Origin of the sequence: Paenibacillus nicotianae, assembly GCF_042681745.1 — a bacterium.
Taxonomy (GTDB): Bacteria; Bacillota; Bacilli; order Paenibacillales; family Paenibacillaceae; genus Saccharibacillus; species Saccharibacillus nicotianae.
This window is the reverse complement of record NZ_JBHUGF010000010.1, coordinates 828,664-845,789: the sequence shown is the minus strand read 5'-3', so window position 1 is coordinate 845,789 and position 17,126 is coordinate 828,664. Positions and strand designations below refer to the sequence as shown.

General features: G+C 38.6%; 18 protein-coding genes. 2 read left to right on the top strand and 16 right to left on the bottom strand.

All coding sequences use genetic code 11. The annotated features are described in order from the left end of the window. Positions 1-29 precede the first annotated feature (29 nt). From ACFSGI_RS07975 to nudC, 12 genes are all read right to left on the bottom strand, one after another. Positions 30-962, bottom strand: coding sequence for a TIGR02452 family protein (locus tag ACFSGI_RS07975; protein ID WP_204823617.1), 933 nt, complete (start codon positions 960-962; stop codon positions 30-32). 45 nt (positions 963-1,007) lie between these two features. Continuing rightward, positions 1,008-1,508 (bottom strand): NADAR family protein, encoded by a 501-nt coding sequence (locus tag ACFSGI_RS07970; protein ID WP_204823616.1) that lies wholly within the window; start codon positions 1,506-1,508, stop codon positions 1,008-1,010. A 42-nt stretch (positions 1,509-1,550) separates the two neighbouring features. Continuing rightward, the gene (locus ACFSGI_RS07965) at positions 1,551-2,468 is read right to left on the bottom strand and encodes an NUDIX hydrolase (RefSeq protein ID WP_204823615.1); all 918 of its coding nucleotides are present in this window, start codon (positions 2,466-2,468) and stop codon (positions 1,551-1,553) included. A gap of 327 nt (positions 2,469-2,795) precedes the next feature. Then, positions 2,796-3,125, bottom strand: coding sequence for a hypothetical protein (locus ACFSGI_RS07960; RefSeq protein ID WP_204823614.1), 330 nt, complete (start codon positions 3,123-3,125; stop codon positions 2,796-2,798). A gap of 184 nt (positions 3,126-3,309) precedes the next feature. After that, entirely contained in the window at positions 3,310-3,882 is a 573-nt protein-coding gene (locus tag ACFSGI_RS07955; RefSeq protein ID WP_204823613.1) for a TetR/AcrR family transcriptional regulator, read from the bottom strand. Between the two features lie 57 nt (positions 3,883-3,939). Next, complete coding sequence (locus ACFSGI_RS07950) at positions 3,940-4,473, bottom strand: GNAT family N-acetyltransferase (RefSeq protein ID WP_379282887.1); 534 nt, start codon at positions 4,471-4,473, stop codon at positions 3,940-3,942. Between the two features lie 59 nt (positions 4,474-4,532). Then, positions 4,533-5,546 (bottom strand): NADP-dependent oxidoreductase, encoded by a 1,014-nt coding sequence (locus ACFSGI_RS07945; protein WP_204823612.1) that lies wholly within the window; start codon positions 5,544-5,546, stop codon positions 4,533-4,535. A 106-nt stretch (positions 5,547-5,652) separates the two neighbouring features. After that, entirely contained in the window at positions 5,653-6,726 is a 1,074-nt protein-coding gene (locus tag ACFSGI_RS07940) for an alkene reductase (RefSeq protein ID WP_204823611.1), read from the bottom strand. 50 nt (positions 6,727-6,776) lie between these two features. Beyond that, positions 6,777-7,529, bottom strand: a complete 753-nt coding sequence (locus ACFSGI_RS07935) for an SDR family NAD(P)-dependent oxidoreductase (protein ID WP_204823610.1) — start codon at positions 7,527-7,529, stop codon at positions 6,777-6,779. Positions 7,530-7,685: 156 nt separating this feature from the next. Beyond that, a complete protein-coding gene (locus ACFSGI_RS07930; protein WP_204823609.1) occupies positions 7,686-8,471 on the bottom strand; it encodes an SDR family NAD(P)-dependent oxidoreductase in 786 nt (261 codons plus the stop codon). Positions 8,472-8,668: 197 nt separating this feature from the next. Then, positions 8,669-8,881 (bottom strand): hypothetical protein, encoded by a 213-nt coding sequence (locus ACFSGI_RS07925; RefSeq protein WP_204823608.1) that lies wholly within the window; start codon positions 8,879-8,881, stop codon positions 8,669-8,671. Positions 8,882-8,973: 92 nt separating this feature from the next. Next, positions 8,974-9,819: an NAD(+) diphosphatase gene (nudC, locus tag ACFSGI_RS07920; protein ID WP_379282883.1), complete on the bottom strand. Its 846-nt coding sequence runs from the start codon at positions 9,817-9,819 to the stop codon at positions 8,974-8,976. A 139-nt stretch (positions 9,820-9,958) separates the two neighbouring features. Between nudC and ACFSGI_RS07915 the strand changes: the two genes are divergently transcribed. Continuing rightward, positions 9,959-10,486 (top strand): hypothetical protein, encoded by a 528-nt coding sequence (locus ACFSGI_RS07915; protein WP_204823606.1) that lies wholly within the window; start codon positions 9,959-9,961, stop codon positions 10,484-10,486. 137 nt (positions 10,487-10,623) lie between these two features. Here the strand turns inward: ACFSGI_RS07915 and ACFSGI_RS07910 are convergent, their stop codons facing one another. Continuing rightward, complete coding sequence (locus ACFSGI_RS07910; protein WP_379282880.1) at positions 10,624-11,211, bottom strand: nucleotidyltransferase domain-containing protein; 588 nt, start codon at positions 11,209-11,211, stop codon at positions 10,624-10,626. Positions 11,212-11,375: 164 nt separating this feature from the next. Beyond that, the gene (locus ACFSGI_RS07905; RefSeq protein WP_204823605.1) at positions 11,376-12,335 is read right to left on the bottom strand and encodes an NADP-dependent oxidoreductase; all 960 of its coding nucleotides are present in this window, start codon (positions 12,333-12,335) and stop codon (positions 11,376-11,378) included. 178 nt (positions 12,336-12,513) lie between these two features. Here ACFSGI_RS07905 and ACFSGI_RS07900 point away from each other — a divergent pair, with 178 nt between their 5' ends. Next, positions 12,514-13,455 carry a HEAT repeat domain-containing protein gene (locus ACFSGI_RS07900; protein WP_204823604.1) on the top strand — a complete coding sequence of 314 codons (942 nt, stop codon included), beginning with the start codon at positions 12,514-12,516 and terminating at the stop codon, positions 13,453-13,455. Positions 13,456-13,531: 76 nt separating this feature from the next. Here the strand turns inward: ACFSGI_RS07900 and cydC are convergent, their stop codons facing one another. Together cydC and cydD are read right to left on the bottom strand one after the other, a co-directional pair. Further along, entirely contained in the window at positions 13,532-15,259 is a 1,728-nt protein-coding gene (gene cydC / locus ACFSGI_RS07895; RefSeq protein WP_204823603.1) for a thiol reductant ABC exporter subunit CydC, read from the bottom strand. Beyond that, the gene (gene cydD, locus ACFSGI_RS07890) at positions 15,256-17,058 is read right to left on the bottom strand and encodes a thiol reductant ABC exporter subunit CydD (protein WP_204823602.1); all 1,803 of its coding nucleotides are present in this window, start codon (positions 17,056-17,058) and stop codon (positions 15,256-15,258) included. The genes cydC and cydD overlap by 4 nt, the downstream gene beginning before the upstream one ends. Positions 17,059-17,126 lie beyond the last annotated feature (68 nt).

The window sequence follows — 17,126 nt, the reverse complement described above, 5'->3', positions numbered from 1 at the left end:
ATTGGATAGATTAAGTTCTTATTGTTCTGCTAGGATTGCAATACCTTTTCAAAAGCTTGAATGACTTGTTGATCTTTCGAACGATCATAGACTGCAAATACGATTTGTTTGAATAATATCGCATATTTTTCTTCTAGTAGCACTTGACGGAACCACGTTGCAACTTCATAAGGATCATTACGGAATACACCGCATCCGAAAGCTCCTAATACGAGATATTCATTACCCTGCTCTGCCGCTACTGCTAAAATATATCGAATCCGCTCTAACATGACTGTGCCAATCTGGTCTACATGTTCAGGCTCACGTTCTCTGACTACCCCTGCATTTACAGCCGGTGCAGTAATAATGGATACATTGTAGGTCTGTTCTCTAAGCCAACCCGCATCTTCTCGAAATACAGTCACTTCAGGTGAATAAATCATATAATGTGAATACAGACAACTTTTTTGCTTACGATTATAATCGTACATCTCAGTCATTTGAAGCTGGCTAGGATAAAGAGAAGATGAACGGGCAAGACTTTCTTCTTGCGCCTGACTTCCTCCTAAAAATCCACCGCCTGGATTACGTGCAGAAGCAAAATTGAGACAAGCAACTTTGTCACGCCGTTGTCTCATCGTGAGTTGTTCGACTGCTTTGAGCGTTGAATATGGATTTACAATAATCTTTGACACACAGCGCTCATCATCCGACAATGACGACTCTTCCGATTGTAATGACTCTGCTGTATATGGACTTTCTATGTCAGTTGTATCTTTTAAAAGAGTATTGATCTTTGCGACTGCTTTATCTTTAACTGTTGGTAATTTTTCAGGTGTATACAGAACAGAATGATTGATCGTATACTCAACCTCTGATTGGATATTGATCTGTTTACCAGATAATACTTTGTAATGACCACGTTCTAAAATATCCAATGTTTCTTGTGCCCACTTGGAGCGAATTTCTCTTGATGACATGATTGGTAACTCCTTACTGATACGATCGGTATTTAGACGATCGTTTTATACTTGTGATAGTAAATCTTCTCTTAATTGTGTTAATACTTCACCTAGCCAGTTTGTTCCCCGCCATGTAGCACGCTGATGGATACGAGGATCATCTTCCGAAAGTCCAATACCCCAGATTCGATCTGTAGGACTGGCTTCAACTAATGTGTGACCTGCTGTGGCTAATAGAACTAATAATAATTCTGGATTCTGTGTAAATTTGGCATGATTGCCACGATAAACAATATTTTTGGCTTCTTGATTCCAGAGATCATTATCGAATCGTTGCACTTGTCGTCCCAAAGCTTTTTGCTGACGAGGATGTGCAGCTTCTATCACACGTCTCGCAATATCACGATCGCCAAACAATTGAGCTTTGCCATACATCATATACTGCTCTGCCGATGTGAATTGCTGTCCTTCTAATATAAAAGATGCTGGATACCACTGAGAAAATGGCGAAGCATCCCGATAAAAAAATAAAAACGATTCTGATTTAGAGTTAGATATACTCATTATCGTATTCCTCTTTTCTTGATCCAAAAACTATATTACGACCTATTCCCATGCGGGACGAAAACGGAACAGTTGGGACGGTCGATGTCCTGCATCTTTTGTATATTCATTTGTCGCTACCACTTGTGATGCAATTTTGCGACGAAATGCAGGTGCTAATAGTTCTCGATCCAAAATAATTTCATACACTTGTTGCAATGCAGATAATGTAAATAACGGTGGCATCAAATTAAACGCAATATCGGTATACTCAATTTTACTACGTAAGCGCTCTACACCATAGGCAATCATTTTGGCATGATCAAAAGCAATACCTTCACTCTCAATCACTTCCCAGCGTACATCATTAATTGTGCCGCGATATACATGAGTCACCCGAATCAATCCAGATAAGTGATAATCTTCATGCTGTAAATGAATCCGAATATCTCGCTCAATCTCGCATCCATCCGGTAAGCGAACTTTCTTTTCCTGCATGATCTGATAATCTAACTTAAACCATCTAGCATCGTCGGCATCTTCCCCTGCTTGGACTTGTTGTGTAGTAGAATCGACTAATGCCATATACGAACAACTGATTACTCTTGTACGGGGGTCTCGATCTACTTCACCCCATGTATATAATTGCTCCATATAAATATGTTCTAGATTCGTTTCACTACGCAATTCACGAGCTGCCGCTTCGTCCAGACTTTCATCGATAGAGACGAATCCACCTGGCAATGCCCACTGTCCTTTATAGGGATGTTCACCACGTTGAATCATCAATAACTGTAATGACTTTTCCGGTAACTTGCGATAGTTATCTTGCTCTTGATTCATTACTGTAAAAATCAGCATATCGACAGTAGCGGAAGGTCGCTCATATATACTAGCATCGTATTGTTCCAGAAATTGTTCCTCTGTAAGTCCGTTATGATTAAGTATGGGATTGACATCGTTGATTGACGAATCCGGCATAGATATAACCTCCATATGAAATATAAGTACATGTATTTAGTTTTTTTGATATTCACTTTTTGTTATTAACATATAGTTATTATTAATCAAAAGTATACAAAAAGTCAACCTTCCTATCTTATCAAATACAAAAAGACTCCCTCTATATATAGAGAAAGTCACTTTTTGATTGGATATATTGTGATACTTATTTGCGTTTGCCGCGTTTATTTTTACGATTTGTTGTAATCGTCATAAAAGCAAAAATAATAAATACAACTCCTGCCCCTACCAACATTTGTATAAAAAAATCCATTGCTTCACCTCAAGATTATTGTTCTGTATAGCTTATGAATAACTTAACCGATTACGTAGCGCGCGCCACACTTTTACAAGTAGATAAGCTGTAATATAACAACCAATTAAAGATACAAAAAAGCTATCTGCTCGAAAATATACTTTTTCAGTATGTATCATAATATACAATAAATTCTCGTATCCTGTTAGATCATCACTTGTTTGTAAAGTGAGAAATGAAGAGAACTGACCAAAATGATATTGCTTCACAATTTCTGGAGGAAAATTCCAGACAATATTGACTCTACTCGGCATAATCATACATAGTAACATCACAGCAATCGTTACTAACCACACCTTTTTGTGATCGAAAAAAGTCATTTTATTCTCCTTACTATGAGACGTAGTATAGTAAGATTGTATACTTCATTGAGAAATAGATCAAAATAGATCATTTAGTATGCTCAAGTACGCAAATCAAAAAGCCCAAACCAGTATCACTCTCTTACGACAGCAACTTGTTAGGCTCTTATGATTGGTCTGATGTCTCACTATGAAATGATTGCTATTCTAAAATGCGTAACGTGGTATCGACAATACCATTTAATCGCTGCTGATCTGCTGTCGTTTTGACCATAGTTCGTAAGCCTAACCAGGCGTTCATAAAATAGTGAGAAAGAAATTCAGCATCACAGTCTGCTTTAATTTCACCGTTCGTTTGACCAGCAATAATCAGAGCACGCAAGTATTGTTCTGTATGATTATAACCATTTTCTACAAATGTAGATACTTCAGAATCAAGTGTACCTAATTCTACTCCCGAGTTCACCATCAAGCATCCTTTAGGCATATCTTTATTATCAATAGTATTTGCTAGAAAGATCCGTATCCGTTCTTTAACAGGGGCTTTTTTTTCAATCAATGATTGTAGATACTGTGTTTGCAGAAATTGATATCGTTCAAGCGCTTGAATAAATAAAGCATGCTTGTCTCCAAATGTATCATAAATACTTTTGCGATGAACTCCCATCGTATCGACCAATTCTTTCATCGATGTTTTCTCATATCCCTGAGTCCAGAATAAATACATCGCTTTATCTAATACTTTATGAATTTCAAATTCTTTATGTCTTGCCATTATCTTCACCTCGCTTATTTATTATATATTGAAGTGAACGATTAGCAATCTTGTGAATTATTCAAAATCCAAATAGTAATAAATATCAGAATTGCCTCGTTCAGATGTAAAATGATAGCTTTTATTATTCAAACCACCGATTTCAAATCCATATTTTAAATAGAATTTGTTAGCAGAGAGATTATACGATTGGGCAATAGTACTCAAACCTTTACAATTCTTTTCTTTAGATATAGTCATTGCCAAATCAAGCATGTCTTTAGAAATACCGCTTCTACGATATTTTTGATTTACTTTCAGATCACTCAAGTAACAATATTTATTCCATTCGATCTCAAATACAGCCAGTCCAACACAGATATCGTGATCAAATGCAGCTATAGCAAAACCATCTTGATCGATTTTGGCAAATGAATAGTTCTCTTCTGGAAATATTTTTTCGTGCGTCTGATCAAAGTACTTTTCTTGATATTCCCATGTATTATTAGGCTTTGTCACAACTAATTCGCCGAATATCTGAAATGTCTCATTAGGTAATTGCAAACAATCTTTGGTTGCTTCTGTTATCAATTCAATTCTAATCGGATTCAATGTGTAGCCTCCTTCAATCTCTCAATATTCAGCTTCCAGAGTCTACAAAACTGAACGTATTAGAATTGTATAATAACTTTACCTTTTGGTCGACCATTGGCTACAAGCTCTAATGCTTTATTGATATCGTTTAGCGTAAATGATTGAGGATGAAGAAGTGGAACAATATCATTTTTTTCAACGATTCCCGTAATTTTTTTCAATTGCGCACCATCTGAGCGAACAAAAATAAAGCGATATTCGATATCTTTTTTCTTTGCTTTTTTATCGTATTTAGCACCAACAGCACCAAACAGCTTTTGTTTCCACCACGGAAAGCCTTGATCCTTTGCAAAACGTTGGTTAGGCCCTGTACGAAGAGAAAGTAATCGTCCGCCGGGCTTCATAATTTGTAGTTCATTATCAAATTCGTTAGCTCCCAAAGTATCGATAACATAATCAATATTAGATAAAACATCTACATAGTTTTCTTTAGCATAATCCAAATATTGAGCTGCACCAATTTGTAGCGTGCGTTCGCGTGTCTGTGCGTTACCACTTACGATGACATGTAATCCCATGTCTTTGGCGATAGGCACAGCGATTTGACCAAAGCTACCTGATCCCCCTGGAATAAAAACAGATTGCCCTGACTTTGCTTGTAATTCTTCATGTAATCCTTGATAAGCAGTAAGTCCGGTCAATGCTACCGCAGATGCTTCGGCATAAGACAAGTTTTTGGGCATAGGTGCTATAGCAGCAGCGTCTACAGCTACATACTCTGCAAATGCTCCTATCTTTTTCAAAGGCAAACGCGTATAGATATCGTCTCCTACGTTATATCCTTTTACCGCTCTGCCTACTTTCTCAATAACTCCTGCCAATTCATTACCGATTGTAAGCGGAAATTGATAATCTTGAATCAGTTTGACACTTCCAGATGAAATCAACATTTCTAATGGGTTCACAGCCGCAGCCTTCACTTTGACCAGCACTTCATGATCCGCAATATCTGGAATCGCAATCTCATTAACTTGTGCTTCTATTTGTTTAGAATATTTTGTAATCTGAGCAGCTTTCATTGTTTTGTTCATGTGTGATTACACATCCTTTTTATACTAATTAAAGATATTGAATAATAGAGAGCGTACCCTGTTTGCGCTGTACGCTCTCTTTAAACAAATAAGTTGAATGATTATGTTACTTTTTTTCTAATGCTTTCAACGTCGGATAATCGGTATAACCTTCACTACCTCCACCAAAGAACGTGGCAGGATTTGCTTCATTTAACGGGGCACCTGTTTGAAGTCTTTCTACCAAATCTGGATTAGCCAATGCCCATACACCAACCGGTACAAGATCAGCAAGACCATTATCCAAATCTGTACTTATATTTTCTAACGTCCGACCTGCACGATTAACGAGTAATGGATTCGTCCATATAGATCGAATATCTTTTAACAATTCTTCATTTCCGAGGTGCATCATATGAAGATAAGCCAGATTCAATTTCGCTAATTCTGTAGTCAAATAACGATAAAGATCAGGGCCTTGTTCCCCTTCTTCAATACCACCAAGCGGTGTATGTGGAGAAATACGGAATCCTGTTTTGTCGGCTCCGATCTCATCGACAACCGCTTGTGCAACTTCGATAGCGAAGCGAGCACGATTTTCGATTGATCCACCATATTCATCGGTGCGTGTGTTTGAATTTTCACCTAGAAATTGATTAATCAGATAACCATTCGCACCATGAATCTCAACACCATCTGCTCCAGCAGCAATAGCAGCAGCCGCGGCTTGACGGAACTCTTGAATCGTTGTTTGAATCTCTTCTTTGCTCAAGGCACGAGGTACAGGAATATTTTGCATTCCTTTAGCTGTAAACATATCGACACCAGGAGCAATTGCAGACGGGGCAACAGGTTGACGATGATGAGGTGTATTTTCAGGATGTGACATACGTCCAACATGCATCAATTGTATATAGAGATATCCGCCTGCTTGATGTACAGAATCTGTTATCTTTTTCCATCCTTCGATATGTTGTTCTGTATAAATTCCGGGTGACCATAAGTATCCTTGACCATCGTCTGAAAGCTGTGCTCCTTCTGTAATTAGAAGTCCCAAAGAAGCGCGTTGACTATAATACTGTGCTTCTAACTCTCCAGGGGTACCATCTTCTTGTGTTCTACTGCGTGTCATCGGTGCCATAGCTAGTCGATGATTTAATTCCATATTTCCTACTTTGATGGGGCTCCATAATTTTTCCATTTGTTTTCCTCCGATTTCTATATGCTAATCAAGCTGAATTACAGTTATATTTACAATTCTGAAATGACTGGATAAATAGGTGCTGTTAAATTAAAGTTATACTCAGTATCGACAATACCTACAGTCTCGTTGCTTTCATAAAGATTGACCATGAATCCTGCCATTTGTTTCGCAGTATGGTATTTAGGAATATTATTCTCGTATTTATAATCTTCAACATCATTAGATACTTTGATAAATTCTGTTTCTGTAATTGCAGGTGCCAATACTTTTGCTTTTAATTTAGCACCTTTAAGTTCTAATTCTTTGGCAAGTCCTTCTGTAAATGCACTTACATAGTATTTAGAAGCAGAATAAGCGACACTTCCTATAGCAATAATATATCCAAGTGCTGACGATACATTGATTAATTGAGTGCCTTCAACATCCGCATAATCTTTAGCATAAAGAGTAGATAAAATAGTCAAAGATTCAATATTAACTTTTAGCATCGTTTCTACTTTTTCTAGATCCTGATCCACGATCATTGACCCTGCTCCAAGTCCTGCATTGTTGATCCATGTCTCGATTTCATAATTTTTCAGACTGTTGTATAACGTGTATGCTTGCTGAGTTACGGAAAGATCACTCTCCACGACTACTACATCTAATGTTGGATACAATTCTTTAATTTCAGCTTGAAGTTCTTCGAGTTTCTCTACTCTTCTGGCTACGATAATTAAGTTCTTGCCTTTCGCTGCAAATGCCAACGCGCTCTCATAACCAATTCCTGAACTAGCTCCTGTAATTACGGTATATTTCATTTTCATTTCTCCCTTTAATCGTATTTTGATAATTCAAGAACGATCGTTCTATAATAGGTATAGAAGGTCGCCTTGATCTAACTAAAAGTAAGCATAACATTTCTAGAACGATCGGTAAAGTATTTTTTTTAAATATATTCAGTGCCTATGATATGTTTAGTGATTGGCTCGATCTTGCATCGATCTCACAATACGGGTTATCCATTTACGTGGTAACAACCGCGGCGTAAATGCTAAAAAGCGATTACGTGCTCCCGGTATAATAATTGTATCTCCTCGCAAAAATCCACGATATCCAATTCGTGCGACTTCGTCTGACTTCATAATAGAGCCATTTTGTATCATTTTAGAAGCTCCCATACCAGAACGGTCTACAAATCCTGTAGCTGTGACTCCCGGGCAAAGTGCAGTAACAGTTACACCTGTTCCACTTAATTCATTCTCAAGTGCTTCAGTAAACGATAATACATACGCTTTGCTTGCATAATACACAGACATCATCGGGCCAGGGAAAAATCCTACTAATGAAGCTACATTCATGATGCCGCCCTGCCCTCGTGTAACCATATCCGGTACAAATAATTTGGTCATCATTGTTAAAGCTTTGATATTTACATCGATCATGTTAGTTTCTTGTTCCCCATCTGTTTCTACAAATTTTCCATACAAGCCAAATCCAGCATTGTTAATCAGATAATCTACGATAATGCCTTTTTCTTTTAACTCTAGATAAATAGCTTGTGGTACACCTGCAACAGATACATCTTTGGGGATAACGATAGAATGTGTACCATATTGTTGCTCATACGCTTTAGACATTTCTTGTAACTTGGCTTCATTACGTGCTACCAATACCAAGTTATAACCATCTCTAGCAAAAAGATCAGCTAATTCTTTTCCAATCCCGCCGGATACGCCTGTGATTAATACCGTTTTTTTCATTGTTATAGCTCCTATTCAGCTCATAATTAGTATTAAAACCTTTTGAGAACGATCATTCTAATAAAGATAAAAAAATAAAGCTTGCTGTTGGAAGATGTTATTTTTGTAGGAAGGTGGTTGTTATATGGTTAGTTAGCAACTTCTTATTTAGAACTTTATCATATTGAGAACGATCGGTAAAGTATTATTTTTAAGTATCAAATATCTCTTTGTAACTTCACCTCTAATGCTGATCCTGCCCCTTTAACATAGGATATATAATTTACAGACCCGCTAAAGTCTAGATACGCTTGGTAACGGAAGCGGATAGACGGTAATGCTACCCAATCGAGAGCCAATTCTTTTGGAATCCATTTACAATTACTCGTTTCATCAGACGTTGTAGGTTGCTCCATAGTTTTCTTCAGCATAAACATAGCCTAGTAAGCAAAAGTGAAAATATAAAAGCAGCAGACCACCGGATTCGCATCGATGCCGGAGAGCTGCTACTTTTATATGTTATCTAGCTTTTATATTCTTCTACATACCAGTCAATCATCTTACGTGCAATACTGACTCGCGGTGGAATATTAGGCAGTTCGTTCGCATGGAACCACTTGGCTTCGGCGATCTCTTCACCATCTACTTGAATCTCACCGCTATCATATTCAGCGATAAAGCCGATCATGAGTGAGTGTGGAAACGGCCACGGTTGACTATCATAATAGCGAATATTTTTGATCTTGATGCCGATCTCTTCCATCGTTTCCCGTTGTACACAGTCTTCTAGTGTCTCTCCAGGTTCTACAAAGCCTGCGATCAGACCATACATATTATTTGGAAAATGACCTGCACGAGCGAGAAGAATCTGATCACCTTTTAAAATAATCGTAATTACAGCAGGTGATAGACGAGGATAATGAGACAATCCGCAATTTGGACAAACTTTGCTACGCTCATGATCTACGTGATTCAGCGGATTGCCACAACGTCCGCAGAATTGGTTCGTTGCATCCCAAGAGAGCATTTGCAGACCTCTCCCGGCGACATGGAACAAATCTTCATCAATTCGGTCATATAGGGCAAATAGAGGTAGAAAAACCATACCTTCCGGTGCGGTACTATCTTCTGCGACTTCCGCTGTATAACAGGAAGCACCTTCGATCGAACCCAGATAGAGCGTACGGCTAGATGTTAATCCATACTTGTCCAGACGATCTCCAACTGGAACAGCCAGTAGGTCGTCTGTTTCATGAACAAGTAAATGATTGCCGCGAAAGATAAACCAGTACCCTATAGAGTTTTCCTGCTCTGCCGGTCGAAGTGCAGGACTATATCGTTTATAAATGCTTTCAATTGTCGGTTGCATGGGCTCAGAACCTTTCATGTGCGTACTTTTTACGTCATTTATGATATGTTGTACATAATTAAGTTTACCCTAAGAACAGAAGAGATCAAACGCCAATATACAAGTCTATCCATTATCTAGGAAAAGGATGTATCTATACATGAGCAAAATGAAATATACGGTTGCTATCTTTACCAGTGCAACTTTACTATTATCAGCCTGTACTCAGGGAACATCTTCTATACCTCCACAGAACAACACATCATTACCGAGTAAAGAGAGCCCTATTCCAGTAGAAGAGGTACATTCAAGCGATCCGCAGCAAACGAATACCGGTTTGCTTGCAAGTTCAGATGAAATTGACTGGGAGCAGTTACACGATAAGTTACTATCCAATGAGATGGTTGCCGAACTACATAGCGCAGTAGATGCGATAGTGAACCATGATCAGACAGCATTAGATCAGTTATTTGGCTCCGATGGAGGCGCAGCAGCACTCGCTTATATAATGGATCATACTACCCAGTTTACAGACATCGATCCCGCATATATTGAAGATGAACGTATACTTGTACCCGTTCGTGGTATGCGTCAATTACAAGGCGACGACAAAGTCCAGCAAGCGACACTGTTCTTTTATTTTATGAAAAATAGCAAGGGTGAATGGCATCTAGTGACGATCGATTAAGTCTTTGTTGATCGTATGCAAACCGATCTTATCTATTGTTTAGGTATCCTTTGAAAACCAAAGCACCCTTACAGCATAATATACAATTGGTATATCACTATCATAAATGGAGAATACATCTAATCATTTTTTCGAGATCATTCGATCCACCGATGCCCTTCTGGAAATTGTCCTTTCAACCCCGATACTAACCACTCCTTTTCCTCTACGGTTAAATAGGGCAACATCGTCTGCCAATCCAGATTATCTTTTTCCCGAATCACTGAACTGCCTCCTTTGTAGAGAAGTTGAATCTCAGGTCGAAGATAGCGAATATGCTCTGTAGTCGTTAAAAAAATATCGCTCGCTTTTCGGAGAATCATAGGATGTCTGCGGTATATCCAATTTTCATCCACTTGATCGACAAACATCAACTGAAATGACCATGCAGATTGCTCATCTTTTTTCACCCATATATCATTCACTTGTTCTAACGGTTCTCCTTTCCAAATCTCTAAAGTCCCTTTGTATACTTTGTATAATATCCATTCTTGCGATAAATATGAATACACTTTTTGCTGATCTTGGCGGAATACAATAACATCAATATCTTTATGTTCTCGGATCTGTCTACCTATATGTAAATCGAGTGCCCATCCGCCTGCAATCCCCCAGACAATAGGCATACTTTGGAATAATAAGTTTACTTCTTTTACAGTAAGTGGTTGCCAGTTATGTATATCCATCGTTCTTATTGCTCCTTATTTTATGTATATAGTATGCGTATCTAACCTTAATAAATTGATAAAGTAAGCTCCATCACTATTGTTATATACCACTATAAAGCAACAAAAATCCCCTTTACAATCAAAGGGGATACTTTAAGTATTTGTTCTACTAACGTTACCTATTATTCAGCTACAGTGATTAACACTTTACCTCGAACGGTTCCTACTTCTGCGCGGTGATGAAGTTCTGGAAGGTCTTTGAGTTTTACTTTTTCAGCAATAACAGGTTTGAGTACACCTTCATCGACAAGCTTCGCAATATGAGATAATTGTTCTCCACTTTGCTGTACATTCATATGAACTACATTTACGTTTAACTCTTTGGCTACTTTTTCATCTGCCGGGCTTGTGATCGAGACGAATGTTCCGCCTTCACGCAATAGATGAAGCCAGTTGCTTACTTCAGTAGACCCTTCTGGAGACAGGTTAAAAATAAGATCAAGCTTGTCTTCGATCCGATCTTCGACCATCTCTTCATTGTAATCGATCAGCTCATCTATACCGATGTCTTGAAGCATCGCGAAGCTAGATTGGGATGCGGTACCGATCACATGTGCACCTTTCCATTTGGCTAATTGCACTGCTAATGTACCGACTCCACCTGCGGCTCCTGCAATTAAGACACGTTGTCCACTTTCCAAATGACCATGATCGAATAGTGCTTGCCATGCGGTTAAGGCGCCGACTGGAAGAGCCGCTACTTCTGGAAGTTTGATCTTTTTGGGTGCTACAGCTACATATTCAGCTTTGGTGGCGACATATTCAGCTGCTGCTCCATTAGAAAGAATATTCAATAAAGCAAAAACAGGTTCGCCTACTTTTACATTTTTTACGTTTTTGCCTATTTCGGTGATTGTACCGGATACTTCTACATTCGGAATATAAGGTAATTTATGAGGGAATGTTTCTTGTAATACCCCCATACGAATCAAATGATCTAACGGGTTAAAAGCGGTTGCTGAGACTTTGATCAATACTTCATCAGCTTCGATTTTTGGCATTAATACGTTCTCATAGTGCATTTTTTCACTATTTCCATAAGCATGAACTCTTATCGCGTGCATCATTTCTGGAGCTGGCATCTTGAACACCTCTTTGGTTTTTTGAGTAGCACATTCCAATAAATAAGCGCTTACAAATATTTGCTCATTAGGTTTATTTTACGCTTAACTTTGATGTAATACAATGAACAATAAGATATGCACGCTTTATAGCCATTTGACGTATACTTGAAGTATGTATTTTAAAGGAGGTTATTTCATGGAACATATCGACTACATACAGGACTTAATCTACCGAATGAGTGTAACAACCGATGAACATGGGCAAGCTGTAAGAAGTTCAGGCGATAGTGTAGGATGGAAAGCTCGCAAAGAAGCCCAGCAATTAAAAGAAGAACATTGGATTGATATCGTAGACACAGTATGGACGCAGACTACTCATGTGGATGATCGCAAACATCTCTTTTTTATATGGAGTCATCTTGCACGTCATACTCAAGGCACACGAGCGGTAGACAAAATGTTATTGTATTTCCAATCTATCCCTCCTCGTGAACAAATGATGCTTTTACATACCTTTACCTATGTGCCCTTTATTCCAGATGCTACACCTTTCTTATCTTTATCTTATGCCAAAAAATCTTCAGTACGTCATCATGCTATCGAAATATTAGGTCGTTGTGATCGTGAAGTTGTAGGCGAACGCCTGATTGAACTATTATCGATATCCAAAAACCATGTTGATTTATTTTATATCCTTTCTGCTATCCAAAAGGTAAACCTACAGATGGCTGCTCCTTACCTGGTTCCTCATTTGCGTTCCAACAAAGTGGATATTCGTGCGTTATGTATTGATATGTTATCTACATTCGATGGCAATCATTATCTATCTATTTTTGAACATCATTTAGCCAAAGATTTATCGTCTTCTATCAAATGGCATGCGATGAAAGCTATTGCCGAGCATGGTACTCCTTCTCAAGTCAAGCTAGTGCTCAAACGAGTTAAATCTATCGTTTCTAGACCTCGTGCAGGTCGCCAACATCTTATTAGTGAGTTGATGTATGGCATATCGTTTCTCCATCGTGTAGCAAGTGACGATCCTGCTGTAGTGAAATGGTTACAAGAGGTGCGAACCACTAAGTATGATAATCTATTTGAACATGAGCAAAAGTTGCTCAGCGAATTATTGGCTGAATGATACACTAACCATTTATTGATATCCTTTTCTCAAGAAATTATGAATTTTGTACAGATCTCTTGAGAAAAGGACTTTTTTATATAGCCGCTTCTCCGATCATTTGCCACTCGATTTTTTTCATTTCATAGAAATAGCCCTGTTTCTCCATAAGTTCTGAATAAGAACCACTCTCTACAATCTTACCTTGATCCATCACTAAAATCTGATCCATCTTTTCTAATCCGGTTAAGCGATGTCCTATCAGAAGAAGCGTATCTTCAGTCGCGCTATTCAAAAGTTGTTGTAATACGCGTTGTTCGGTTACATAATCTAGCGATGATGTCGGCTCATCGAGAAGCCACAATCGTCCTTTGCGCAACATAGCGCGTGCTAAAGCCAGTCGTTGCTTTTCACCGTCTGATAGATTTTCTCCTTTTTCATAGACCATATCGGTTAACCGCAGTTGAGGAAGTTGCATCTGATTCAGCACTTCTACTAATTGTTCATCCGAGTATTGTTCATCATTCAATAGCAGATTGTCACGAACAGTACCTCTAAAAAAGTGCCCTTGCTGTAATACCACATTAGTTGTCTGCCAGATACTTTGTTCATCCAGTTCTTGTACAGACATATTATTTAATTTTATACTTCCTTTGGTAGGTACACGAAGCTTGAGTAGCAGATCGATTATCGTTGACTTGCCTGATCCACTTGCACCTACAATCGCTGTTTTGGAACCTGCACTAAGATGTAATGACAATTCTTGTAGCGCTGGTCTCCATTCATCTTGATATTGAAAAGTCACCTGATCTATATCAATAGAAATAGCTTGATTATTAGATAATACTTTTGACGATTGCACAGATTCTATATCTGCACTTCCGACTGTTTCGTGCAAACGTGCAGCAGCATGTTCACTATCTTGCTTGTAAGCTGGTAAAGTAGCCATCGCTGCTACTTCTTCAAAAACAGTCATAGATGCCATAATCAGCATAGCTAAAAATACACCATTAAGCGTACCCTCTATAATCAGCCATGCCCCTACCGCTAACACACTCCATGAAATAAAAAAGGTGACAAAGGTATGCATAGATTGTCCACGTAAGAGATTATCGGCTGCTTTTTGTTGTTCTTTTGTTAAAGTCACAGCAGCTTGTCCAAGTTGCTGTTCTCGCTCTGGTAATTGTCCGTAAATTTTCAAATCTCGAAAACCATACAACACTTCAGTCACTTCTGTAGAAAGTAAAGCTCGTTGCTCGCGAACACGTCCATTGATTTTGCGCTGTCCTATCAATACTATGCCCGGCACGATTACTGCGGTTAATAACATCCCTACGACTAAAACACAAGCAATCCAGATTGAAAAAGCCGATGTGAATACCATTGTCGCCAAAAAGACCAGTAGTGCAATCATAGGAGGATAAGCGACACGCAAAAAGTAATGCTGTAGACTTTCTACATCGCCCACGATACGTGCAAGCAGATCACCACTTCGATTTTTGTTCAATATCCCGGGTGTAATCGGAATCAATCTGGCAAAGAATGTTACTCGTAATCGGCTTAACATTGAAAATGTTGCTCGGTGTGAATACAGACGCTCACCATACCGACTTGCTGCTCGAAGCAGACCTAATAATTTGACCATAGAAGTAATAATAATCAATGTATATAATGGTGGCGCGAATACCGTCTGCGAGATCATGTATCCACTTGCTGAGAATAAAGCGACACCTGCTATACCAGCAATAAATCCTCCCAATATCGAAAAGATAATATCTTTGCGCTCTTGAAGCATCGCTTTGGACATTATAGCGAGATCATTCATGCTAACACTCCTTTTTGTTGCACATTTACCATGTCCGCATATGGAGATAAGCGAGCTAGAAGTTCATGATGACGTCCTGAATCAACGACTATTCCATGATCTATATACAAAATTTGATCAGCATCTTGAATCGTATATAATCGGTGCGCTACTGTAATCATCGTTGCGTTTTGCGACAATGTAGCAATAGAACGTTGTAAGATCTGCTCGGTATGCAGATCCAATCCTACAGTAGGCTCATCAAATAAAATAATATCCGGTCGCTTCAGAAAAGCACGCGCTAGAGCAAGCCGTTGTTTTTCGCCACCTGAAAGTCCTCTTCCCCCTTCTCCAATCAACGTATCTAAGCCTTGATGAAGTTGAGCGACAAGCCCGGTAAGTCCAGCTTCTTCGACAGCTTGTACAATCTGGTCGCGTGTCACTTCTCTACCTGCTCCAATTGAAATATTTTCGGCAAATGTCCCTGCAAATATATAAGGATGCTGTGTAATATAGCTAACATGTTGAAACCATGCAGATTCATCATATGTTGATAATGTATTCCCATTGATCAGTACCGAACCTGCTGTAGGCTGGAGCAAGCCAGCAATCAAGTGTAGTAGCGTTGTTTTTCCTGATCCACTTTTGCCAACAATCGCAATATGTTCTCCTGCTGTAATGGTGATTCGCCCCGTCTCAAGTGCAAAAGAATCAGGGGCATATTGAAACTTTACATCTTCTAACTCGATCGATAGCGGTGTAGAGTCTTTTACTCTTATTAAAGGATCGCTACTTTGTGTGATGGATTTGTTTGTAGCGCTTAATGTTGCTTCTGTTGTGTTCTCTATTGATTCTGTTGGTTGGGATTCAGCTAACATCTGCTCTACTTTACGAACAGCTCCCATACTTGTACGCCCGCTATGAAACGCAGTGCCTGTATTTTTTAACAGACTATAAAATTCAGGAATCAGTAACAAAATCAGAAACGCACTGTGAAACGTCATCGATTTGAAAACCAGCAATTGAATAGCAAGTTCTAGAGCCACAATACCGATACTCAACATCACGATCGATTCCAGCATAAACGTATTGGTAAAAGCGATTTTCAAAATACTCATTGTTGCATCACGATATCCTAGACTGCTTCGTTCAATCTGCTGTTGCTGATGATGCGCACGTCCGAATATTTTTAACGAAACTAATCCTTGAAGAGAGTCTAGAAATGTACCGGAAAACGCAGATAATTGTTCATATTTTTCTTCAGATTTATGCTTTGTTTTTAACCCTACCAAGATCATAAATAACGGAATAAATGGAGCAGTACAGATCATAATCAAGCCTGTATTCACATGGAGTGAAAATGTAAATGCTACAATTAAAATCGGAATAATAGCCGCTTCTATCATTCGAGGCATATATTGACTAAAATAACTGTCAGCTTCGTCTACCGCATCGAGGGCTATACTGACTTTTCCACCTGTCTGTCCAAGTAACATGCCCGGCATAGAAGTACGAGTCAAGCTTTGTATAACCGCTGCTCGCATATTCGTTTTGGCATGAGCAGCCATGTATAGCCCTATTTTTCCATTGCTATAAAACAATAATGTACGTATCGCCATTACAGACAGTAATAATCCTAGTAATACGCTCACTGATGAAAAGGAAGCTTTTTCAACAAAAATCTGTTGCACGATTTCAGCCAGTAATATTGCCTGTATAATGATCGTAATGCCTAGTATCAATGAAATAATTATTAGAAGAACTCTATTTTTTCGTTGTAAAGACATTTGTTCACTAATCAGACTGGATGTTCTACTCATCGAACTCTCCTCCTTTATCGACCAAAGCATAGTAGGAGTCTGCTTGGTAGCCATTATAAGTTAGCATA